The sequence below is a fragment of the Pseudomonas sp. TE12508 genome, assembly GCF_056279485.1.
On sequence record NZ_JBWCCN010000001.1, the window covers coordinates 14,468 to 39,258 of the forward strand.

A 24,791-nucleotide genomic window follows, 5' to 3' on the forward strand; every position below is an offset into this window, starting at 1 on the left:
CTAAATCAATGGCAGTGCCATTGAACTGATGGCGGCGAGAGAGGCGGCCACGGCCGAACGCCGCGCCAGGCAGGTGCGAATAGGAAGGGGAAGGAGGAACGATAGGTAAGAAAGTGATACGCCGGCCAGGTTGCCGGCGAGCGATTAACGTTTTAGCTGTTGATCCAGATACCGCCGCATGGTGGCGGAGGCTTTTTCCAGGTGCTGCTCCAGCAAGGCAACCGCTTTATCGATGTCTTTGGCCCTCGCGGCCTCGAGCAGTGCGCGGTGGTCGTCTTGGGTGAGTTTACCCAGCCCCATGGACGACAGATGAAAGCGCAGGAAGCGCTCTTCTTCATTGAGCTCTCGTTCGATCAGGCCCAAAAGCTTGCGGTTAGGTGCCTTGTGGTAAAGCGACATGTGAAACAGCCGATTGAGCTTGCCGATCTCGGCGTAATCGGTTTGCGCTTCCAGTTGCTCGATATATTGGGCCGCCCGCGCCAGGTCGCTGTCATCAAGCAGCGGAATGGACAGGCGCAAAGCGAATGACTCCAGCACCGAGCGCAAGGCGTAGGTCTCGACCGCATCGTTGTCGATCAGCGGGGCCACCACGGCGCCTTTGTGCGGGACCACATTAAGCAGTGATTGCGCTTCCAACTGGCGCAATGCCTCGCGCACCGGCATGCGGCTTACGCCGAACAGGTCCGCCAGTTCCTGCTGGCGCAGGGCGGTACTGCGCGGCAGGCGTCCGTCCAGGATGGCCGCGCGCAGGGTTTCTTCGATCACCGAGCGTGCCAGATGAGCGGGAATCGGCCCGTTGACCTTGATACTGCTGAGAGGGCTAGGCTTCTGTGTCACAACAAACGCACCCTGATTGGCTGATAAATTCTGGATCCAAATGGACCCTAGTGACTGGCTGACAGGTTGTCAAACGGGCAAAAGATCGCATTACCTTAAAGTCTAGCGTGCCGACGGTGATCTCACCGTGCCATTGTCTTTTACCGGGCTAACCTGCACCATCAACCGACTTCCACCTGCCTACCCTGGATGCCTCGCATTGGCGGTACGTTTCGCGATCCCTCGGACTTTGCGCTGGCTAGGCTGCGCACTGCTGCTGGCCGGCGCCATGCTGGGCGGGCTGCATGCCGATTGGGATTTTTCGCTGATCAGCCGTCGCGCGCAGGCGTTGTACGGGCCTTTGGGTGAAGGGCAGCAGCGCATCGATGCCTGGCAGCAGTTGCTGGCCACGCAGAAGCAGATTGGCGAGCTGGAACAGCTCAACGTGGTCAACCGGTTCTTCAACAAGCAGATGCGCTACGAAGAAGACATCGACCTGTGGCACGAGGTCGATTATTGGGAAACGCCGATCGAAGGCTTATGGAAAGGCGCCGGCGACTGCGAAGACTACGCCATCGCCAAGTATTTCAGCCTGCGCCATCTCGGTGTCTCCAGTGACAAGCTGCGCATCACCTACGTCAAGGCTTTGCGCCTGAACCGCGCGCACATGGTCCTGACCTACTATTCGAGCCCCGAGGCCATGCCGTTGGTGCTCGACAGCCTGATCGACGCGATCAAGCCTGCCAGCCAGCGAACCGATTTGCTGCCGGTCTACTCTTTCAATGCCGAAGGGTTGTGGTTGCCGGGTGCCAAAGGCAACAAAAAGGTCGGAGACACCAAACGCCTGTCCCGCTGGCAGGATGTGTTGAAGAAAATGCAGGCCGAAGGTTTTCCGGTCGAGACGACTAACTAGGAGCACGCGCTCAGATGTCTTTGTTCAAACAGCTGTTGATCGCTATCTGTCTGTTCCTGGTGGTCGCCTTCACCGGCAGCTTCATGGTCAGTCTGGAAAGCTCGCGTACCCAGTACGTCAACCAGTTGCGCTCCCATGCCCAGGATGCCGCGACAGCATTGGCGCTGTCCCTGACGCCGAACATCGATGACCCGGCGATGGTCGAGCTGCTGGTCAGTTCGATCTTCGACAGCGGTTATTACGCGAGCATCCGTGTGGTCGATCTGGCCAACGACAAGACAATTGTCGAGCGCAGCGGCATCCCGGCGGTCACCAGCGTGCCGGACTGGTTCGTCAGGCTGATCGGCCTGGAACCGGCCGGTGGCGACGCGCTTGTCAGCCGTGGCTGGGAGCAGGCCGCGCGGGTCGAGGTGGTCAGCCATCCGATGTTCGCGTTGGCCAAGTTGTGGCAGAGCGCGTTGGGCAGCCTCGGCTGGTTGCTGATCTGCGGCGCGGTGAGTGCGGTGCTGGGCGCGCTGTTGCTGCGCCGGCAACTGAAGCCGCTGGATTACATGGTCAAGCAATCCCACGCCATTGCTCGCCGCGAATTCCTCAGCCTGCCGGAACTGCCGCGCACCCCGGAACTGCGGCGGGTGGTGCAGGCCATGAACCAGATGGTCGAGAAGCTCAAGGCGCTGTTCCAGGAACAGGCTGAACGCAGTGAAAAACTGCGGGCCGAGTCCTATCAGGACAACCTGACCGGCCTGGCCAACCGGCGCTATTTCGAAATGCAATTGAACGCGCGAGTAAGCAATGCCGAGCAGGCCAGTTCCGGCTATTTGCTGCTGCTGCGGGTCAAGGACCTGGCTGGTTTGAACCAGCGGCTGGGTGGTCAGCGCACCGATGAGTTGTTGAAAGCGGTGGGCGAGCAGTTGTCCCGGGAGTGCGCCAAGTACCCGGAAACCCAGAACCTTGTCACGCGCATTCGTGGCGGTGAATTCGCCGTGCTGGCGCCGGGGCTGGTGCGCGAAGAAGCGCTGCAACTGGCGAGCAACCTCGACAGCGCCTTGGCGAGCCTGCATGCGACGGGCGCCACGGACGTGGCGTCGGTGGCCTCGATCGGGCTGGCGCCGTTTGCCCATGGCGACTCGCCGCAAGCAGTGATCGGGTTGGCGGATCAGGCGTTGGCCCAGGCGGAAAGTCAGGGCGAACCAAGCTGGGCGTGCCTCGATCACAGTGCATCGGCCCGGGGTGGCGATGACCACCATGCCTGGCACACCTTGCTGGATCAGGCGTTGGATCAGCAGCGTTTCGAGCTGTACTTCCAGCCGGTGGTGGCCAGCCACGACACGCAAGTGGTGCTGCATTACAAAGTGCTATCGCGCCTGCTCGATGAGCAGGACCAGACCATTCCCGCCGGGCGTTTCCTGCCGTGGCTCGAGCGTTTCGGCTGGACTGCGCGTCTGGACCGTTTGATGCTGGAGCTGGTGCTTGAGCAGATGGCCGAGCATGAAGAGTCGCTGGCACTGAACCTGTCTTCGGCAACGCTGGCGGATCCGCAGGCGCTGAACAAAGTGTTCGAGATTCTGCGTCAGCATTCGAATCTCGGGGAACGACTGACCCTGGAAATCGGCGAAGAGCAATTGCCTGAACAAGCGGTGCTGGAACAGCTGACGCGGCGTTTGCGCGAACTTGGGTTCTCGCTGAGTCTGCAACGATTTGGTGGGCGCTTCAGCATGATCGGCAACCTGGCGCGGCTGGGGTTGGCGTATCTGAAGATCGACGGCAGTTACATCCGGGCGATTGATCAGGAGAGCGACAAGCGTCTGTTCATCGAGGCGATTCAGCGGGCGGCGCATAGCATTGATTTGCCGCTGATTGCCGAGCGGGTCGAGACCGAAGGGGAGTTGGCGGTGATTCGTGAGATGGGGTTGTATGGGGTTCAGGGGCAGTTGTTTGGTGAGCCTAAGCCTTGGCAGTAGCCCACTGATCGTTCCCACGCTTTGCGTGGGAATGAAGCCTGTGACGCTCCGCGTCACAACGGTGTCAGGCGCAACGTCGGCGGTGGGGCTGGAACGCGGAGCGTCCCTTGAGGCATTCCCACGCAGAGCGTGGGAACGATTACCGCTAGCAAAGTCCTAGGAGATTTCCTTCAAGTTGTAGCGGTTTTGGTGAACTTGTTTTGGCCAAAACTCAGGGCTAGTCTGGCTTTGTCACTGAATAATCGGTGACACGGACGTGCAAGTCCGACCAAACTGTTTAGGTAGCGTGCTGCCATTCCTCTCAATGAGCATTTCGATGTTCACTGCTTTATGGCGGCTGCGCGCAGGAGATCCTCGGATCTGCTGGGTGTCCTAAACAGTCCCGGTCTTGCACACCTGCGCACGGCCGCCACCCCTATTCGCGTGCAAGCGAACGGTGACGGCTCCAACTTACTGTTTAGGGTATTTCTTATGTTCAAAGTAACTCCAAATCCGCCTGAGCCCCGCAAAGGCCGCCTCTTCACCGTCTCCCCCGACATCGACACCGAAGCCCTTCTGGCCAACGCCTCCGAAGACCTGCTGTCCATCAGCGCCATCGCCGCTGACCTGGCGGACGATGTGGAAGGCTCACGGCGTTCAGTCGCCCTGGCGCTCAGCCGTTTGGCCGATGGCGTGCAGTTATTGGTGGAACGGGCGCTGGATCACCTTGAATCGCCGCAGCTGCAGGCTCGGGCCGAGGTTTAGCGTGAGGTAGCACAGATGATCGTTCCCACGCTCTGCGTGGGAATGCAGCCCGTGACGCTCCGCGTCACAATGGTGCCAGGCGCAACGTCGGCGGTGGGGCTGGAACGCGGAGCGTCCCTTGAGGCATTCCCACGCAGAGCGTGGGAACGATCGGCGTCGGGCGTTAGATCAACCCCGTCTCATCATCATCGATCAATTGGCTCAACCCGCCCAACGCTTCACGGGCCTGGGTCCGGTCCATCAGCTTGGCCTGCGCGGCGGCCGGCAGGTCGGTAACGCGGATCACACCTTTTTGGGTCAGCACCTGAATCAAGTCGTCGAGTACCCGGATCATTTCCAGGTCGCTCTGCTTGAGCTGCTTGAGGCTGGTCTCAACCACTTCGTGGGCAAACCAGGCCTGGATTTCATGGTTGTCGGCCGGCAGCGTTTCCGTGGCCTCGGCGTAGGCCGTGGCTTCCACGCGCACTAACTGACCTTGCGCATCGCGTTGCACGTAAAACATTGAGCATCCCTCGGAAATGGACCAGCGTCATGCTGTCAGCAGCATAGGCCAACGCAGGCGAGTATGCGGTGCGACGACGAAATCGTCACCCGTGAGGTGGACGCAAACGTGACGGCCGCCCGGTCTGGGCGGCCGTCAGTTCGCGGATCAGCTGTTGTTGTGATCGACCTTGATGGTCGGGTCACTGCCGGCGATCAACGAGTTGATGCTGGCGCTGGACCAATTGTTGCCTTCCAGTTTGATCGTCACGTCCGGGGCGGCCGCTGCGGCATCGGCGCCGTTGAACTTGCCGCCAGAACTGACTTGCAGGGACGACACACCATCCACCGTGGTGATCTTCAAGAAGTTATCAATGGTGCTGCCGGTTTCGCCCTGCAACAGATCACGCAGGTCGATGCGGTCGCCTTCGCTGGCCTTGAAGTCCTTGATCACGTCGCTGCCGGTATCGCCAGCCTTCCAGATGAAGGTGTCGGCACCCGAACCGCCAATCAGGATGTCGTTGCCTTGACCACCGATCAACGAGTCATTGCCGCTGCCACCCAGCAGAATGTCATTGCCCTTGCCGCCGTCGAGGAGGTCGTTGCCACCCTGGCCGAAGAGAATGTCGTTGCCCGCGCCACCCAGCAGCGTGTCGTTACCGTCGTGGGCGCCAGACACGTCGAACGCGGTGTAGTGCTCGGTAATGTACTGGTGCACGTTGCTGGTGGTGACTTTGCTGGCGTCGACGCCGGTCTGCTGGGCCACGAACGCCTGCATGGCCTGATAACCCTCACCGGCAACGCCGTTGAAGCTCACCAGATCGCCGAACAGCAGGTCGTTGCCGTCGCCGCCGCTGACCGTGTCGGCACCCGGCATCGTCGCTTCGGTATGGCCGATGATCGAGTTGGCCAGGTCTTTCGGGTCGATGTTGGTTTGTGGCGTTTGATCCGAATCGTACGGCTTGAGGTCGCCGAGGGTGACGTCTGTGTTCAGGCCGATCGCTTCCACCGTCGACACGTTGCTCAGCAATGTGAAGCCGCTGGAGGAGTTGTCGATGGCGGTGGAATCGGTGCTGTAGCCGGTGCCATCGCGATAGGACAGTTCGTACGTGCCGTTACCCTCGGCATGGAGGGTGCCCAGTTCAGAACTGTGCCAGTTGCCCTTTTTATTCTGAGTCAGCAGCGTGACGTTGCCGGCGCTGTCGATGGTCAGGTAGTGAGTGCTGTCCAGATCAACGGAATAAGTCTGCCCCAACTTGTAATTGGAGGTGGTGATGACGTCATCGAGCCTCACATTGCCGAACAAGGTCGGGTTGGTTTGCTCGCCACCCTGGTAGTAGGTCGGCTTGCCGTCGGTGATGAAGTACGTGAGGTTCTTCGCTCCGGTGTTGGCCATCGCATCGGCACTCTGGAACCAGTTGGCCGTGGTTTTGAACACGTCCTCGTAGTTGGTGCCGCCGCCGGACGACATCGAGTCCAGCACGGATTTGAGCAAGGTCAGGGCATTCGGGTCGTTCAGGTTCACCGACACCGACTTGTTGACCTGGTTATCGAAGTCCGCCAGGAAGATGTTCACCGTCCCGGAGTTGCCGCCCATGCTTTGCTTGAGGGTGTTGAACACCGCGGTCAGCGAATCCTTGGCGGCGCTGATCGAAGAAGGGCTCATGCTACCCGAGCTGTCGACCATGAAGGCGATGTTGTAGTTGGTGCCCGGCACCACGGTCAGCCCGCCGATATCGGCGACCATGATGTCGTTGCCGTCGGTGCCGGTGATGGTGTCGTCGGCCGCTGTGGCGGTGGTGGCGTTGTAAACCGCCGGGTACACCGTGACCGGGATCTGCGCGGTACTCGGTGCCGAACCGCCATGGGCTTCGGTGGATGTCGATGTCACGGTCAGGGTGAACTGGCCGTTGTAGTACGGCGGCGGGGTGACGGTCAGCGTGCCGAGGTTCCAGCCGGTGACGTTGGCTTCACCGTTGGTGGTGGTGAAGGTGTGGCCCGCGCCATCGCTGAGCACCGAGCCCTCCGGTATGCCGCTGATCTTCACGCTCAGGCTTTCAGAGCCGTCGGTGTCGGTAAGCGCCGTTTTGATCGCGGACAGGTGAACGCTGGTGCCTTCGGCGCCTTCGTTGAGTTTGTAGCCGTCGTAGTAGCCTTCGCCATTGGTGCCGTGCAGGTCGGACACTGTCACGCCAGAAGCGGCCAGATCCGCCACGCCGGTGTACAGCGGCACGCCGGCACTGCTCAGGTCGACCGCCGCACCGCCATTGACCGACAGGTTGACGTCATAGCTGCCCGGGCCGCTCTGGTTGTGGTGGTAGATGTCCAGGGTGTAATAACCGCTGGTGGTCGGGATGAACGAACCGTTCAGGTTACCGCCCGCGCCCCAAGTGATTGCGGCCACGTTTTTACCGCCGATGGTCACCAACAGGCTGTCGTCACCGGTACCGCTGAAGGTGTACGTCTTGCCGGCTTCGAGGTAAATCAGGCCCGACGTTTTCGACGCCGTGCCGGCCGTGACACCACCATTGGACTGCACGTTGGTCACGGTGCTGCTGGAGTTCGGTGTGCCCGCGCCGTCGATGACCGATTTCAGCGTGCCGGAAGACGCGCCGCTGCCATCGGTGCCAAGGCCCGGCAGACCGGTCCAGACTTCCCTGATCAGCCCGGTGGACTTGACGCTGTTGTCCGCGACGCTCAGGGACGGCGCGTCGGCAACCGGCGTGATGTCGATTTTCACCGTGCCGGTGTTGCCCAGCAGTTGACCGTCGGTTGGCTGGAACTTGATCTGTGCGTAGTCCGCCTGTTTGTTGCCCACGCCGCTGCCGCCGTAGCCATCGACGCCCGATTCGTTGGCATCTGGCGTGAAGCGCAACTTGCCGGCGTCGATGTCGGCCTTGCTGAAGGTCTGGTTGGTCGCCACGTCTTTCCAGGTCGCACCGTCCAGGTACTGCAACTTGCCGTCGCCCGGCAGTTGAGTGATTTTCACCCCCAGGTTGGCGGTTGCGCTGTCGACATCGCTGACGCCGAAGGTCGACCAGCCGAGAATCAGCGGGGTGTCTTCGGTGCCGGTGACGTTAACCGGTGCGGCGGTCGGCGCGTCGTTCACGGCCACCACGTTGACGGTGGTGGTCGCGGTGTTGGAGTAGTTGCTGCCATCGGTCACCGTCACGGTGATGATCCGTGGCACGGTGCTCGGATCTTCACTGCTGTTGGTGAAGCTGATGTTTTTGATCTGCTGCATGTAGTCGGCCAGCGTCGCGTTACCCGACAGAGTCAGGGTGACGGTGCCGTCCTGGCTGTTGGCGTTGATGCTGATGCCGTTGACGCTGTTGCCCAGGTTCAGCGCATCGCCCGGCTGACGGTTGGTCAGCACGATGGTCGCGCCGGTCAGCATCGTGCTGTCCGGGTCGGTGATGCTCAGGTCGGTGTCGCCGATCGAGACGCCCTGGCCGGTAGTGCCTTCGGTGAAGGTCACGTTGTAGTTGGCCCCGGTGGCGCCGCTGGAGTTGTTGGCGTCCAGGTCGAGAACCGGCGCAGCATCGTTGTCGATGATCGAGGTGCTGACGCTGCCGTTGGAGGCGCTGACTGCGAGGTTTTCGAAGTTGCCGCCGGTGGCCGAGTCGATCTTGACCACGAAGTTCTCGGTGCCTTCGGTGAGCTTGTCGTCCAGCGTCGCGACGTTGAAGCTTGCGCTGCTGGCGCCCGCCGGGATTTTCACGGTGTACACGCCGGTGAAGTCCGAACCGTCGGCGGCAGTACCGCTGTAGACGATTTTCAGGGTTACTTCGGTCTGCGCCGGGTGAGTCAGGCTGACGGTGTAGCTGGCGGTCTGGCCTTCGGTGACCGAGGTGCTGCCGCTGATGCTGACTTCGGTTTTGTCGATCGTGTCGGTGACAGTCGTGACCGCAGCAGTATTGCTGGTGACCAGGTTTTCGAAGTTGCCGCCGGTGGCGCCAGTGATGGTTGCTTCGACGGTGCCGGCGTCTTTGTAGACGTCGTCCTTCGGCGCATCGACAGTCACGGTGCCAGTGGTTTTGCCGGCGTCGATGGTGATCACGGCGCCATTGCTCAGGGTCACGGTGACCGGTGTGCTGGCGGCGTTGGTCAGGGTCGCGGTGTAGGTGATCTGGCCGCCTTCATCCACAGCGCCAGTGGCAGTCAGCGACAGGTTGGTGGTGTCCTGGGTGTCAGTCACCGAGGTGTCCGCCGATTTGCCGTCGACTTCCAGTTTCTCGTAGTTGCCGCCTTTGGCATCGTCGATCTTCACGCTCAGCGAACCACCACCAGTCAGGGCATCGTTTGGCGCGGTGAAATTCACGCTGGCGCTGCTCGAGCCGATCGGGATGGTGATGGTCTGGCCGTTGGACAGGGTCACAACGACCGGCGAACCGGTGACTGGTGCGCTGACGGACGCGGTGTAAACCACGGTACCGCCTTCAGCCACAGCGCTGGTCGCAGTGAGGTTCACCGTCGAAGTATCGATGGTGTCAGTCACGTCAGTGACCGCAGCCGCCGGATTGGTCGCCAGGTTTTCAAAGTTGCCGCCTGCGGCGTCCTTGATCGTGACTTCAACCTGGCCGGCATCTTTGTAGACGTCGTCTTTTGGCGCATCAACGGTCACGGAACCGGTGGTCGCACCGGCGGCGATGGTGATGATCGCGCCGTTGCTCAGGGTGACGGTCACTGGCGTGCCGGGGGCGTTGGTCAAGGTGGCGGTGTAAACGATGGAGCCGCCTTCAGCGACCGAATCCGTAGCGCTGAGGCTGAGGGTCGTGGTGCCCGCAGTATCGGTCACCGAGGTGTCCGCCGACTTGCCGTCGACGTCCAGTTTCTCGTAGTTGCCGCCCTTGGCATCGTCGATCTTGACGCTTAGCGAACCGCCACCGGCCAACGCATCGTTCGGCGCGGTGAAGTTGACGCTGGCGCTGCTCGAGCCGACCGGGATGGTAATGGTTTGGCCGTTGGACAGGGTGACGACCACTGGCGAGCCGGTAACTGGAGCAGACACCGAAGCGGTGTAAACCACGGTCTCGCCTTCAGCGACGTTCGAAGTGGCAGTCAGCGAAACGGTGCTGGTGTCTATGGTGTCATTGACGGTGGTTACCGCCGGTGTATCGCTGGCCACCAGGTTCTCGAAATTGCCGCCGGTCGCACCTTTGATCGTCGCTTCGACGGTACCGGCGTCTTTGTAGACATCGTCTTTCGGCGCATCGACAGTCACGGAGCCGGTGGTTTTGCCCGCTTCGATAGTGATCACGGCGCCGTTCGACAGCGTCACGGTCACTGGTGTGCCGGCCGCATTGGTCAGGGTTGCCGTGTAGGTGATCTGGCCGCCTTCATCCACGGCACCGGTCGCAGTCAGCGACAGGTTGGTGGTGTCAGCGGTGTCGGTAACCGAGGTGTCGGCTGATTTGCCGTCGACTTCCAGCTTCTCGTAGTTGCCGCCTTTGGCATCGTCGATCTTGACGCTTAGGGAGGTGCCACCGGCCAACGTATCGTTCGGGGCAGTGAAGTTGACGCTGGCGCTGCTCGAGCCAACCGGAATGGTGATGGTCTGGCCGTTGGACAGGGTGACAACCACCGGCGAACCGGTGACCGGTGCGCTGACGGACGCGGTGTAAACCACGGTGCCGCCTTCGGCGACGGTAGACGTCGCGGTCAGGTTCACGGTTGAGGTGTCGAGGGTATCGGTCACATCGGTAACCGCAGCCGCCGGGTTGGTCACCAGGTTCTCAAAATTGCCGCCTGCGGCATCCTTGATGGTGACTTCGACCTGGCCGGCGTCTTTGTAGACGTCGTCCTTCGGCGCATCGACGGTCACGCTGCCGGTGGTTGCGCCAGCGGCGATGGTGATCACTGCACCGTTCGACAGGGTCACGGTGACCGGCGTGCCGGCCGCATTGGTCAGGGTCGCGGTGTAAACGATCGAGCCGCCTTCAGCCACCGAGTCAGTGGCGGTCAGCGACAGGTTGGTGGTGTCCGGGGTATCAGTCACCGATGTATCCGCCGACTTACCGTCGACTTCCAGTTTCTCGTAGTTACCGCCTTTGGCATCGTCGATCTTGACGCTCAGCGAGTTGCCACCAGCCAGGGCATCGTTTGGTGCGGTGAAGTTCACGCTGGCGCTGCTCGACCCGACCGGAATGGTGATGGTTTGGCCGTTGGACAGGGTGACAACGACCGGCGAACCGGTGACCGGTGCGCTGACGGACGCGGTGTAAACCACGGTGCCGCCTTCGGCGACGGTAGACGTCGCGGTCAGGTTGACCGTCGAAGTGTCGATGGTATCGGTGACGTCGGTAACCGCAGCCGCCGAGTTGGTCACCAGGTTCTCAAAATTGCCTCCTGCGGCATCCTTGATCGTCACTTCGATTTGGCCGGCGTCCTTGTAGACGTCGTCCTTAGGCGCATCGACGGTTACAGAACCGGTGGTGGCACCGGCGGCGATGGTGATGACCGCACCGTTGCTCAACGTGATGGTGACCGGAGTCCCGGCGGCGTTGGTCAGGGTCGCGGTGTAAACGATGGAACCGCCTTCAGCGACCGAGTCGGTTGCGCTCAAACTGAGGGTGGTGGTGTCCGCAGTATCGGTAACCGAGGTGTCCGCCGACTTGCCGTCGACTTCCAGCTTTTCGTAGTTGCCGCCCTTGGCATCGTCGATCTTGACGCTCAGCGAGTTGCCACCAGCCAGGGCATCGTTTGGCGCAACGAAGTTGACAGAACCGCTGCTCGAGCCAACCGGGATGGTGATGATCTGACCGTTGGACAGGGTGACAACCACCGGCGAGCCGGTGACTGGCGAAGTCACGGACGCGGTGTAAACCACGGTCCCGCCTTCAGTGATACTCGAAGTGGCAGTCAGCGAAACGGTGCTGGCATCGATGGTGTCATTGACGGTGGTCACCGCCGGGGTGTCGCTAGCCACCAGATTCTCGAAGTTGCCGCCGGTCGCGCCTTTGATCGTCGCTTCGACGGTACCGGCGTCTTTGTAGACATCGTCCTTCGGTGCATCGACAGTCACGGAGCCGGTGGTTTTGCCCGCTTCGATAGTGATCACGGCGCCGTTCGACAGGGTCACGGTGACTGGTGTGCCGGCGGCATTGGTCAGGGTTGCCGTGTAGGTGATCTGGCCGCCTTCATCCACGGCACCGGTCGCAGTCAGCGACAGGTTGGTGGTGTCAGCAGTGTCGGTAACCGAGGTGTCGGCTGATTTGCCGTCGACGTCCAGTTTCTCGTAATTACCACCCGTTGCGCCGTCAATCTTGACGCTCAGGGAGCCGCCGCCGGCCAAGGCATCGTTCGGCGCAGTGAAATTCACGCTGGCGCTGCTCGACCCGACTGGAATGGTAATGGTTTGGCCGTTGGACAGGGTGACAACCACTGGCGAGCCGGTGACTGGAGCAGACACGGACGCCGTGTAAATCACGGTCCCGCCCTCAGCCACAGTGCTGGTCGCAGTGAGGTTCACGGTCGAGGTGTCGAGGGTATCGGTGACATCGGTAACCGCAGCCGCTGGGCTGGTGGTCAGGTTTTCAAAGTTGCCGCCTGCGGCGTCCTTGATGGTGACTTCGACGGAGCCAGCGTCTTTGTAGACATCGTCTTTCGGCGCATCGACGGTTACGGAACCGCTGGTGGCGCCGGCGGCGATGGTGATCACGGCACCGTTGCTCAGGGTGACGGTTACTGGCGTGCCTGCGGCGTTAGTCAAGGTCGCGGTGTAAACGATGGAGCCACCTTCAGCGACCGAGTCAGTAGCGCTCAAGCTGAGGGTTGTGGTGTCTGCCGTATCGGTCACCGAGGTGTCCGCCGATTTGCCGTCGACTTCCAGCTTCTCGTAGTTGCCGCCCTTCGCATCGTCGATCTTGACGCTCAGGGAGGTGCCGCCAGCCAACGCATCGTTTGGTGCGGTGAAGTTGACGCCGGCGCTGCTCGAGCCGACCGGGATGGTGATGGTCTGGCCGTTCGACAGGGTCACAACCACTGGCGAACCGGTGACCGGTGCGCTGACGGACGCGGTGTAAACCACGGTGCCGCCTTCGGCGACGGTAGACGTCGCGGTCAGGTTGACCGTCGAAGTGTCGATGGTATCGGTGACGTCGGTAACCGCAGCCGCCGGGTTGGTCACCAGGTTCTCAAAATTGCCTCCTGCGGCATCCTTGATCGTCACTTCGATTTGGCCGGCGTCCTTGTAGACGTCGTCCTTAGGCGCATCGACGGTTACAGAACCGGTGGTGGCACCGGCGGCGATGGTGATGACCGCACCGTTGCTCAACGTGATGGTGACCGGAGTCCCGGCGGCGTTGGTCAGGGTCGCGGTGTAAACGATGGAACCGCCTTCAGCGACCGAGTCGGTTGCGCTCAAACTGAGGGTGGTGGTATCCGCGGTATCAGTCACCGAGGTGTCCGCCGATTTGCCGTCGACTTCCAGCTTCTCGTAATTACCGCCTGTTGTGCCGTCAATCTTGACGCTCAGGGAGCTGCCGCCCGCAAGGGGGCTGTTTGGCGCGACAAAGTTCACGCTGCCGGTGGTTTCGCCGACCGGGATGGTGATGATCTGACCGTTGGACAGGGTGACGACCACTGGCGCACCGGTGACGGGTGCGCTGACCGTCGCGGTGTAGACCACGGTTTCGCCTTCGGCGACGTTCGCAGTGGCACTCAGCGAAACGGTGCTGGTATCGATGGTGTCGTTAACGGTGGTGACCGCCGGGGTGTCGCTAGCCACCAGGTTCTCGAAGTTGCCGCCGGTCGTGCCTTTGATGGTCGCTTCAACGGTGCCGGTGTCTTTATAGACGTCGTCCTTCGGTGCATCGATGGTCACAGAGCCGGTGGTTTTGCCCGCTTCAATGGTGATCACGGCGCCGTTCGACAGGGTCACGGTGACTGGTGTGCCGGCGGCATTGGTCAGGGTTGCCGTGTAGGTGATCTGGCCGCCTTCATCCACGGTGCCGGTCGCGGTCAGCGACAGGTTGGTGGTGTCAGCGGTGTCGGTAACCGAGGTGTCCGCCGACTTGCCGTCGACTTCCAGCTTTTCGTAGTTACCACCTTTGGCATCGTCGATCTTGACGCTTAGAGAGCCGCCGCCAGCGAGGGCATCGTTTGGCGCAACGAAGTTGACAGAACCGCTACTCGAGCCGACCGGGATGGTGATGATCTGACCGTTGGACAGGGTGACAACCACCGGCGAGCCGGTGACTGGCGAAGTCACGGACGCGGTGTAAACCACGGTCCCGCCTTCAGCCACGGTGCTGGTCGCGGTGAGGTTGACGGTCGAGGTGTCGAGGGTGTCGGTCACCTCGGTGACCGCTGCCGCCGGGTTGGTCGCCAGGTTTTCGAAGTTTCCGCCCGCGGCGTCTTTGATGGTCACTTCAATTTGGCCGGCGTCTTTGTAAACGTCGTCCTTCGGTGCGTCGACGGTTACAGAACCGGTGGTCGCACCGGCGGCGATGGTGATCACGGCGCCGTTGCTCAACGTGACGGTGACCGGAGTCCCGGCTGTGTTGGTCAGGGTCGCGGTGTAAACGATCGAACCGCCTTCGGCGACCGAGTCAGTCGCCGAAAGGCTGAGGGTAGTGGTGTCCTGGGTATCAGTCACCGAGGTGTCCGCCGACTTGCCGTCGACTTCCAGCTTCTCGTAGTTACCACCTTTGGCATCGTCGATCTTGACGCTCAGAGAGCCGCCGCCAGCGAGGGCATCGTTTGGCGCAACGAAGTCGACAGAACCGCTGCTTGAGCCGACCGGGATGGTGATGGTCTGTCCGTTGGACAGGGTGACAACGACTGGCGAGCCTGTGACCGGTGCCGACACGGAGGCGGTGTAAACCACGGTCCCGCCTTCAGCGATACTCGAAGTGGCACTCAGCGAAACGGTGCTGGTGTCGATGGTGTCGTTGACGGTGGTCGCCGCCGGTGTATTGCTGGCAACCAAATTCTCGAAATTGCCGCCGGTCGCGTCTTTGATGGTTGCTTCGACGGTGCCGGTGTCTTTGTAGACGTCGTCTTTTGGCGCATCGACGGTCACGGAGCCTGTGGTTTTGCCCGCTTCGATGGTGATCACGGCGCCGTTCGACAGGGTCACGGTCACTGATGTACCGGCCGCGTTGGTCAGGGTTGCCGTGTAGGTGATCTGGCCGCCTTCATCCACCGAACCGCTGGCAGTCAGCGACAGGTTGGTCGTGTCATCGGTATCAGTGATCGAGGTGTCCGCCGACTTGCCGTCGACTTCCAGCTTCTCGTAGTTACCGCCCTTGGCATCGTCGATCTTGACGCTCAGAGAGCCGCCGCCAGCGAGGGCATCGTTTGGCGCAACGAAGTCGACAGAACCGCTGCTTGAGCCGACCGGGATGGTGATGGTCTGGCCGTTGGACAGGGTGACAACGACTGGCGAGCCTGTGACCGGTGCCGACACGGAGGCGGTGTAAACCACGGTCCCGCCTTCAGCGATACTCGAAGTGGCAGTCAGCGAAACGGTGCTGGTGTCGATGGTGTCGTTGACGGTGGTCGCCGCCGGGGTATTGCTGGCAACCAAATTCTCGAAATTGCCGCCGGTCGCGTCTTTGATGGTTGCTTCGACGGTGCCGGTGTCTTTGTAGACGTCGTCCTTCGGCGCATCGACAGTCACGGAACCGGTGGTTTTGCCCGCTTCGATGGTGATCACGGCGCCGTTCGACAGGGTCACGGTCACTGGTGTACCGGCCGCATTGGTCAGGGTTGCCGTGTAGGTGATCTGGCCGCCTTCATCCACCGAACCGCTGGCAGTCAGCGACAGGTTGGTCATGTCAGCGGTGTCAGTGATCGAGGTGTCCGCTGACTTGCCGTCGACCTCCAGTTTCTCGTAGTTGCCGCCCTTGGCATCGTCGATCTTCACGCTCAACGAGCCGCCGCCAGCCAGCGCATCGTTCGGCGCGGTGAAGTTGACAGAACCGCTGCTTGAGCCGACCGGGATGGTGATGGTCTGGCCGTTGGACAGGGTGACAACCACTGGCGAACCGGTGACCGGTGCGTTGACGGACGCGGTGTAAACCACGGTCCCGCCTTCAGCGACAGTAGACGTCGCCGTCAGATTAACCGTCGAAGTGTCGAGAGTGTCAGTCACCTCGGTGACCGCTGCCGCCGGGTCCGTCACCAGGTTCTCAAAGTTGCCACCGGCGGTGTCCGCGATGGTGACTTCGACCTTGCCGGCATCTTTATAAACATCATCGGCAGGCGCATCGACGCTCACGCTGCCGGTAGTCGCGCCGGCGGCGATGGTGATCACCGCGCCGTTGCTCAAGGTCACAGTGACCGGCGTGCCGGCCGGATTGGTCAGGGTCGCGGTGTACAGAATCTGACCACCTTCGGCCACTTCGGTGGACGCAGACAGGCTCAGGCCGGTGTCATCTTTCGAATCGGTAATGGTGGTGAGCGCCGGCTCGCTGCTCGGGGTCAGTTGCTCGAAATTGCCGCCGGTGGTGCCGGTGATCGTAGTGCTGACGGTGCTGCCGTTGTTGTAGACGTCGTTGGCCGGCGTATCGACGGTCACGCTGCCGGTGGTCTTGCCCGCTTCGATGGTAATGACCGAGCCGTTGCTCAAGGTCACGGTCATCGGCGTCCCGGCCGGGTTGGTCAGGGTGGCGGTGTAGGTGATCTGGCCGCCTTCGACGACGGTGCCGGTGGCGCTGAGGCTCAGGCCGGTATTGTCGATCGAGTCGGTGATGGTGGTGACGGCAGGCGTGGTGCTCGGTACCAGGTTCTCGAAGTTGCCGCCGGTAGCGCCCGTGATCGTGGTGCTGACAGTGCTGCCGTTGTTGTAGACGTCATTGGCCGGGGTTTCGACGTTCACGGAGCCGGTGGTTTTACCGGCTTCGATGGTGATGGTCGAACCGTTGGACAGGGTCACGGTGACCGGTGTCTGCGCCGGGTTGGTCAGGGTCGCGGTGTAGGTGATCTGGCCACCTTCAGTGACACTGCCGGTGGCGGACAGGGTCAGGCCAGTGTCGTCGACCGAATCGGTAATGGTGGTGACAGCCGGAGTCGGGTTCGGCACCAGACTCTCGAAGTTGCCGCCGGTAGTCCCGGTAATCGTGGTACTGACGGTGCTGCCATTGTTGTAGACGTCATTGGCCGGCGTCGGAACGTTCACGCTGCCGGTGGTCTGGCCGGCATCGATGGTGATGGTCGAACCGTTGGACAGGGTGACGGTGACTGGTGTCTGCGCCGGGTTGGTCAGGGTCGCGGTGTAGGTGATCTGACCGCCTTCGGTGACAGTCGAACCCGCCGTCAGCGTGACGGTGGTGGTGTCGGCGGAATCGGTAATGGTGGTGACGGCCGGGGTTGGATTCGGCACCAGATTTTCGAAGTTGCCGCCAGTCGCGCCGGTAATCGTGGTGCTGACGGTACTGCCATTGTTGTAGACGTCGTTGGCCGGCGTCGGAACGTTGACGCTGCCGGTGGTGTTGCCAGCGGCGATGGTGATGGTCGAACCGTTGGACAAGGTGACGGTGACCGGCGTTTGCGCCGGGTTGGTCAATGTCGCGGTGTAGGTGATCTGGCCACCTTCAGTGACGGTCGAGCCCGCTGACAGTGTGACGGTGGTGGTGTCGACGGTGTCGGTGACCTGGGTCACGGCCGGAACGGTCGGCGGGGTGATCACGATACCGCTGCCGCCCGTGGTGCCGGTGACGGTCACATTGATCTGGGTCGAGTCGTTATAAACCGTGTCGTTCGGTGCCAGCGGAACGTTGACGGTGCCGGTGGTTTGGCCGGCTGCAATCACGATCACCGAGCCGTTGGACAGGGTAATGGTCAGGTCGGTCAGCGGCGCCTGGGTCAGGGTCGCGGTGTAAACCAGCACGCCACCGGCCTCGGTGATGGTCGGCGTGGCGCTCAGGCTCAGGGTCGATTCGCGCAGGGCATTGGCGCTGGTGTCGGCAGTCTGGCCGCCGGTGGTGTCTTGTGTTGCCAACGCGGCAGTGGCGAGACCCTCTGTCGGGAAGCCGATAGTCGGGTCGACCCGGGCAGCGGTTGCCTCCAGGGCCACAAAGCTGTGGCCACCACCGGTAGAGCCGCCCCCGCTCGCAGCCGTAGGGCCGGCCGCGGTGGCTTCAAGAGCGGTGGTCGGGTCGACACCGGCGGCGATGGCTTGTTGCAATTCGTCAACCGATGGCGCGGCTTGTGCAGTGGCTTGCACAAGGTCGGTGCTGGAATCCGGATCGCTGCCGCTCCACTGAGTGTCGCGGCCCAGGTCCAGGGTCCGGCCATCAGCCAGTTCGAGCGTAATGGCGCCGGCGGCACCGGTGTCTACCTGATCGCCGACCAACAACCGGTCGCCTTCAACGAGTACGCGGCGGACGCCTTCTGGCGACACCGCGAAAACCTGACCAACAATGCTTTTGACGATGGCAACAACACTGCTCATTGAAGACTCTCCGGGTGTCACGTTCAGTTGACCTCCATGAACCGCTCGGCGTGTTCGCCGATCGGGGCTGGACGTACTTTCTAAGATGTTTGATGCATAACTTTGACGCGGTAATCGTCAATAACTTGGCTATATTTTTTCGAAGTTAACTTTATGCCAAACTATTGACCTTAGGGGAGCCATCCTAAACAATCGTCCTAGTAATGTCACATTGATATTTAAGCGGCGACCTGTCCTGCAGCGTGTGATCCAGTTCCGATTTTGAACTTTCCGACATACGGTCATTCCGGTTGCCATCATCCGATGCAGCGCCACGTACTGCAGTGATTCAAGACAAGAAGTCCCGGGAAATTCCAACTATGCGTTTGCACCTGTTCAAGGTTCTACCCTTCGCCCTTGCCGCCAGCTTTGTTCAGGCGCAAAGCCTCCCGCAGGCCATGCAGCAGGCGCTGGATGTTCATCCGGAAATTCAGGCAGGGGTTAACAGCCGATTGGCCGCGGATTATCAGTTAAAGGCCGCCAAAGGGGGATACCTGCCGAGGGTCGATCTGCTGGGCGGTTATGGTCGTGAAGGCACCGACAGCGTCACCACCCGCGCCGCTGGCAACAATAACCACTGGGAAACGTTGAACCGTAGCGAGTCAAGTTTACGTCTGTCGCAGATGGTGTTTGACGGTTTTGCGACGTCCAGCGAAGTGGGGCGTCAACAAGCCACCGTTAATTCCCGCGCTTATTCCTTGCTGGGCACGTCGGAACGTACCGGGCTGACCGTCGCTCAGGTCTATCTCGATGTATTGACCCGCCGCGAATTCGTGCGCCTGGCCGAAGACAACCTGAAGAACCACGAACGGATTCTTGACCAGATCAAGTTGCGCACCCAGCGCGGCGTCGGCAGCGGAGCTGACCTGGATCAGGCTGACGCGCGCATGGCCCAGGCCCGCAACAACCTGATCACTGAACAGACCAACCTGGCTGATGCCGAAACCAACTTCCTCAGCGCCGTCGGCCAGATGCCCGATCAACTGGAGCGGCCTGCCGATTTCATGGCGCTGTTGCCGGCCAACCTGAATGAAGCCCGGGCGCAGATGCTGGAAAACAGCCCGATCCTGCGCTCCGCCGAATCCGATATCGCTGCCGCCGAGAAACAGTACGAAGCCGCCAAGTCGAGCTTCTATCCGCGCTTCGATGCCGAATTGGGTCGCAGCGCCGACAACGATATTGACGGTCAGAACGGTCACAGCAACGAATGGCAGGCCATGCTGCGCATGCGCTTCAATTTGTTCGCCGGTGGCAGCAACAAGGCTGATCTGGAATCCAAGTCCTACCTGTCGAACCAGGCGCTGGATATTCGCAACAATGCCCTGCGCGTGCTGAATGAAGAACTGGGCCTGGCCTGGAATGCCTTGAACAACGCCAATGCCCAAGTGCCGATCGCCCAGCAGTATGTCGATCGCAGCGCCAGTGTACGCAGTGCTTATCAGAAGCAGTTCAGCCTCGGAGAACGCACTTTGCTCGACCTGCTCGACAGTGAAAACGAGCTGTTCAGCGCTTCCCGTCGGCTGGCCGAGATCAAGAACATTCAGTTATTTACTCAGTACCGAATCAAGGCGACCATGGGCGAATTGCTCAAAAGTCAGGGCGTAGTCGCACCGTTGGCATCCGTTGTGCAAAACGACGTGAAGCCCAAGGTTCAGTTGCCCGGGATGAATTGAGTCCTGCCTCATTTTAATCGTTAGCCAAGAGTGTCGAGCGTGGAATCAGAAGTCAGTCGAGTTCAACTCATTCATGATCCGCGCGCGCTGCATGACGATCCGTTACTGGACGGCCTGCTAGCCCTTTGCACTTTGCACCAGAAACCGGCCAGCGCCGCGATGCTGACCACCGGCCTGCCGTTACCCAAACAACGCCTGAGCGTCGAACTGCTGCCCCGCGCGGCCGCTCGCGCCGGGCTGCAAGGGCGGGTACTGCAACGCAAGCTGGAGCAAATTCCGGCGATTGCCATGCCGGCGCTGTTGCTGCTCAAGGAAGGTCGCAGCGCGGTGCTGCTCGGCTGGCACGGTGAAGACCAGGCCCGCCTGCTGCTTAGCGAAAGCGATGGTGGTGAGGTCTGTGTCAGCCGTGAACTGCTCGCCGACGATTACAGCGGCAAAGTCTTCTTCGCCCAACCCCAACATAAATTCGACGTTAACCACGGCACGCTGATCCCGCGCGCGCGTTCGTGGTTTCGCGACACCCTCAAGCGTTCGCGCTGGCTGTACGCCGACGCCATCGCCGCCAGTTTTCTGATCAACATCATTGCCATGGCCGCGCCGCTGTTCGTGATGAATGTCTACGATCGCGTGGTGCCAAACCAGGCCGAGTCGACCCTGTGGGTACTGGCCATCGGCATCACGGGCGCTTATCTGTTCGACCTGATCCTCAAGAGCCTGCGCAGCCTGTGCCTGGACCTGGCCGGCAAGAAAACCGACCTGATCATCTCCGCGACGCTGTTCGAGCGCATCGTCGGTATGGCCATGAAATACCGCCCGGCCCGTGTCGGCAGCTTCGCCCAGAACATCCATGAGTTTCAGAGCCTGCGGGACTTTCTCGCATCGCTGACCCTCACCAGCCTGATCGACCTGCCGTTTACGCTGCTGATCTTCATGGTCATCGCGATTCTGGGCGGGCATCTGGTGTGGATTCCGGTGCTGGCGTTCCCGATTGCCTTGCTGATCGGTTATGCCTTGCAGAAGCCGCTGGTGGCGACCATGGAACGAACCATGGCCCTGGGCGCCGAGCGTCAGTCGAGCCTGATCGAAACCCTCGCCGGCCTCGATGCGGTGAAGGTCAATAACGCCGAAAGCGAACGCCAGTATCAGTGGGAACAAACCATCGGCACCCTCAGCCGCCTCGAGCTGCGGGTGAAAATGCTGTCCGGTCTGGCGATGAACATCACCTTGCTGATTCAGCAACTGGCCGGGGTGATCATGATCGTCTTCGGCGTGTACCAGATCATCGACGGCCACCTGAGCATGGGCGGCTTGATCGCGTGCTACATGCTCAGCGGTCGTGCCCTCAGTCCATTGGCTTCGTTGTCCGGCCTGCTGACCCGCTACCAGCAAGCCCGTGTGACCATGACCTCGGTCGATCAGATGATGGAGCTGCCCCAGGAGCGCAATTTCGACGAGCGCCCACTGAGCCGCAAGGTGCTGCAAGGCGCCATTGAATGCCGTCAGCTGAGCTTCACTTACCCGGATCAGCAGAACCCCGCGCTGAAGAACATCAACCTGATCATCAAGCCCGGCGAGAAGATCGGCATCATCGGTCGCAGCGGCTCGGGCAAAAGCTCCCTGGCCAAACTGCTGGTGGGCCTCTATCAGCCGGACGACGGCGCGCTACTGGTGGATGGTGTGGATATCCGTCAGATCGACGTCAGCGAATTGCGCCACAACATCGGCTACGTGCCCCAGGACATCCAGTTGCTTGCCGGTACCCTGCGCGACAATTTGGTGTCGGGCGCGCGCTATGTCGAAGACGAATTGGTGCTGCAAGCCGCGGAATTGGCCGGCGTCCACGAATTCGCCCGTCTGCACCCGCAAGGTTATGAGCTGCAAGTCGGTGAGCGTGGGCAGAACCTGTCCGGTGGTCAGCGTCAGAACGTCGCCCTGGCCCGAGCGCTGCTGCTCAACCCGCCGATCCTGTTGCTGGACGAACCGACCAGCGCCATGGACAACACCGGTGAAGAACGCCTCAAGCAACGCCTCGCTGCGGTGGTTGAGAACAAGACCGTGGTGCTGGTGACGCACCGGGCTTCGCTGTTGTCGCTGGTGGATCGTCTGTTGGTGATCGACCGTGGGCAGATACTCGCCGATGGCCCGAAAGCCGCCGTGATGGAAGCGTTGAAGAAGGGGCAGATCAGTGTTGCTTAAGTCCGGGGTCAAGGATTCCATCCGCCGTTACTTCAAAGGCTCCGCATCGCTGCAAGGCCAGCCCCTTCCCGAGGTCAACAAAGCGCTGATCGAAGACGCCCCGCGCGTGGTGCGGTTGACGATCTGGGCGATCATCGGCTTCTTCGTATTCTTGATGCTTTGGGCCAACTTCGCGGTGATCGATGAAGTCACCAAGGGCGACGGCAAGGCGATTCCGTCGTCGAAGATCCAGAAAATCCAGAACCTTGAGGGCGGTATTGTCTCCGAGTTGTTCGTCACCGAAGGGCAGATCGTCGAGGCTGGCGCGCCGCTGATTCGTCTCGACGACACACGGTTTGCCTCCAATGTCGGTGAAACCGAAGCCGATCGGCTGTCGATGCTGCTGCGTGTGGAGCGCTTGAGCGCCGAGGTCGATGACCGTCCGCTGAACTTCCCCGCCGACGTGCTCAAGGCTGTTCCTACTCAGGCTGCCAGTGAAGAGTCGCTGTATATCAGCCGTCGTCAGCAACTGTACGATGAAATCGGTGGCTTGAAAGAGCAGTTGATCCAGCGTCAGCAAGAGCTGCGCGAGTTCACCTCCAAACAGTCTCAGTATCGCAACGCGTTGTCGCTGCAACGTCAGGAAATCAACATGTCCGAGCCGTTGGTGGCTCAGGGCGCAGTGTCGCCGGTGGAGGTTTTGCGACTCAAGCGTGCCGAGGTCGAAACCCGCGGCCAACTGGACGCCACTACGCTGGCGATTCCTCGGGCCGAATCGGCGATCAAGGAAGTGCAGCGCAAGATCGACGAGACTCGCGGCAAATTCCGCAGCGAAGCCCTGACCCAACTTAACGAAGCGCGCACCGATCTGAACAAGGCCCAAGCCACTGGCAAGGCCCTGGAAGACCGGGTTAGCCGGACGCTGGTGACATCGCCGGTGCGCGGTATCGTCAACAAGTTGCTGGTGAACACCATCGGCGGCGTGATCCAGCCGGGCAGCGATCTGGTGGAGATCGTGCCACTGGATGACACCTTGCTGGTAGAAGCCAAAATTCGTCCGCAAGACATCGCGTTCCTGCATCCGGGGCAGGACGCCACGGTGAAGTTCACGGCCTACGACTACACCATCTACGGCGGCCTGAAAGCCAAGCTGGAGCAGATCGGTGCCGACACCATCACCGACGAAGACAAGAAGACCACGTACTACATCATCAAATTGCGCACAGAGCGCAGCCACCTCGGGACGGATGAGAAGCCGTTGTTGATCATCCCCGGGATGGTGGCATCGGTGGATATCATTACCGGCAAGAAGACCGTGCTCAGTTATTTGCTCAAGCCGATTATTCGGGCGCGCGCCGAGGCGTTGCACGAGCGGTAGGACGCTAAACCTGTGGCGAGGGAGCTTGCTCCCGCTGGGGCGCGAAGCGGCCCTCCAAAAAAAGGGACTGCTACGCAGTCCAGCGGGAGCAAGCTCCCTCGCCACAGGTTACTCATCGCCTGTTCTGCCATATCGTTATTCACTAACGGTATTTAAATTTCAATTCTTATACCTATAAAGTCACTCCCCTGCGTACCTGCCGACCAATCGGCGCGCCGCACGACACGAACCAACACGGGACCTCCGTGAGTTTCTGATCGATGCGCGCCCTTGAGCGCGCTGTGCGTGGGAGTGATTTTTATGTCAGCCGTCTCTTTTTCTCCAAAGCCTGCCTCAACCAGCGTCGCCGCTATCGCGTCGCAATCCTTCGAAATCCGCCCGTTCAGCGGCGCCGTCGGTGCTGAAATCATCGGCCTGGACCTGTCCCGCCCGATCAACAACCGGGATTTTGCCCGCGTCCATCGTGCGCACCTGGATCATCACGTGGTGGTGTTCCGCGACCAGCGCATTACTCCCGAACAGCAGATCGCCTTCAGCCGCCGTTTCGGTGTGTTGCAGATCCATGTACTCAAGCAATTCCTGCTGGCCGGGCATCCGGAAATTCTCATCGTTTCGAACATCATCGAGAACGGCCAATCCATCGGCCTCGGGGATGCCGGCAAGTTCTGGCACTCGGACCTTTCCTATAAAGAGCTACCAAGCCTGGGCTCGATGCTGCATGCCCAAGAGCTGCCGTCCGAAGGTGGCGACACGCTGTTCGCCGACATGCACAAAGCCTGGGACAACCTGCCCGAGGCGCTGCGCAAAGCCGTCAAAGGTCGTTCGGCCGCGCACTCCTACACGGCGCGCTACAGCGAGAGCAAATTCGAGGGTAACTGGCGCCCGACCCTGACGCCGGAGCAACTCGCTCAGGTCGCCGAAGTGGTTCACCCCATCGTCCGCACCCACCCGGAAAACGGACGCAAAGCGTTGTTCGTCAGCGAGGGCTTCACCACCCGCATCGTCGGTTTGCCGGAAGACGAAAGCAAACAATTGCTCGACGAGCTCTACGCCCACAGCGTGCTGGCGCAAAACATTTACCGCCATCAATGGCAGGCCCACGACCTGGTGTTCTGGGACAACCGTTCGCTGATTCACCTCGCCGCCGGATGCCCCAGCCATCTGCGCCGCAAGTTGTATCGCACCACCATCCAGGGCGACGCGCCTTTCTGAT

At 61.1% G+C, this 24,791-nt stretch carries 10 protein-coding genes; 7 read left to right on the plus strand and 3 right to left on the minus strand.

Translation table 11 applies throughout. The annotated features are described in order from the left end of the window. Positions 1-144 precede the first annotated feature (144 nt). The gene (locus ACZ9IM_RS00060; RefSeq protein WP_427624151.1) at positions 145-837 is read right to left on the minus strand and encodes a GntR family transcriptional regulator; all 693 of its coding nucleotides are present in this window, start codon (positions 835-837) and stop codon (positions 145-147) included. 199 nt (positions 838-1,036) lie between these two features. Between ACZ9IM_RS00060 and lapG the strand changes: the two genes are divergently transcribed. The 3 genes from lapG (at position 1,037) to ACZ9IM_RS00075 (ending at position 4,434) form a co-directional block, all read left to right on the plus strand. Then, complete coding sequence (lapG, locus tag ACZ9IM_RS00065; protein ID WP_008076522.1) at positions 1,037-1,729, plus strand: cysteine protease LapG; 693 nt, start codon at positions 1,037-1,039, stop codon at positions 1,727-1,729. Positions 1,730-1,743: 14 nt separating this feature from the next. Beyond that, positions 1,744-3,690 carry a cyclic di-GMP receptor LapD gene (gene lapD / locus ACZ9IM_RS00070; protein WP_476223143.1) on the plus strand — a complete coding sequence of 649 codons (1,947 nt, stop codon included), beginning with the start codon at positions 1,744-1,746 and terminating at the stop codon, positions 3,688-3,690. Positions 3,691-4,161: 471 nt separating this feature from the next. Next, complete coding sequence (locus ACZ9IM_RS00075; RefSeq protein WP_427624153.1) at positions 4,162-4,434, plus strand: DUF6124 family protein; 273 nt, start codon at positions 4,162-4,164, stop codon at positions 4,432-4,434. A 163-nt stretch (positions 4,435-4,597) separates the two neighbouring features. On the opposite strand, the gene ACZ9IM_RS00080 is transcribed toward ACZ9IM_RS00075, so the two are convergent. Together ACZ9IM_RS00080 and ACZ9IM_RS00085 are read right to left on the minus strand one after the other, a co-directional pair. Beyond that, on the minus strand, positions 4,598-4,936 hold the full coding sequence (locus ACZ9IM_RS00080; RefSeq protein ID WP_429431170.1) for a tryptophan synthase subunit beta: 339 nt from the start codon (positions 4,934-4,936) through the stop codon (positions 4,598-4,600). Between the two features lie 147 nt (positions 4,937-5,083). Further along, positions 5,084-18,313, minus strand: a complete 13,230-nt coding sequence (locus ACZ9IM_RS00085; protein ID WP_476223144.1) for a retention module-containing protein — start codon at positions 18,311-18,313, stop codon at positions 5,084-5,086. Between the two features lie 359 nt (positions 18,314-18,672). On the opposite strand from ACZ9IM_RS00085, the gene ACZ9IM_RS00090 reads away from it, so the two are divergent. From ACZ9IM_RS00090 to ACZ9IM_RS00105, 4 genes are all read left to right on the plus strand, one after another. Beyond that, the gene (locus ACZ9IM_RS00090) at positions 18,673-20,025 is read left to right on the plus strand and encodes a TolC family outer membrane protein (RefSeq protein ID WP_476223145.1); all 1,353 of its coding nucleotides are present in this window, start codon (positions 18,673-18,675) and stop codon (positions 20,023-20,025) included. A gap of 39 nt (positions 20,026-20,064) precedes the next feature. Then, positions 20,065-22,221, plus strand: a complete 2,157-nt coding sequence (locus tag ACZ9IM_RS00095; RefSeq protein WP_050682105.1) for a type I secretion system permease/ATPase — start codon at positions 20,065-20,067, stop codon at positions 22,219-22,221. Continuing rightward, positions 22,211-23,578 (plus strand): HlyD family type I secretion periplasmic adaptor subunit, encoded by a 1,368-nt coding sequence (locus ACZ9IM_RS00100; RefSeq protein ID WP_063341962.1) that lies wholly within the window; start codon positions 22,211-22,213, stop codon positions 23,576-23,578. The genes ACZ9IM_RS00095 and ACZ9IM_RS00100 overlap by 11 nt, the downstream gene beginning before the upstream one ends. A 300-nt stretch (positions 23,579-23,878) precedes the next feature. Next, the gene (locus ACZ9IM_RS00105; protein ID WP_476223146.1) at positions 23,879-24,790 is read left to right on the plus strand and encodes a TauD/TfdA dioxygenase family protein; all 912 of its coding nucleotides are present in this window, start codon (positions 23,879-23,881) and stop codon (positions 24,788-24,790) included. Position 24,791: the final 1 nt, after the last annotated feature.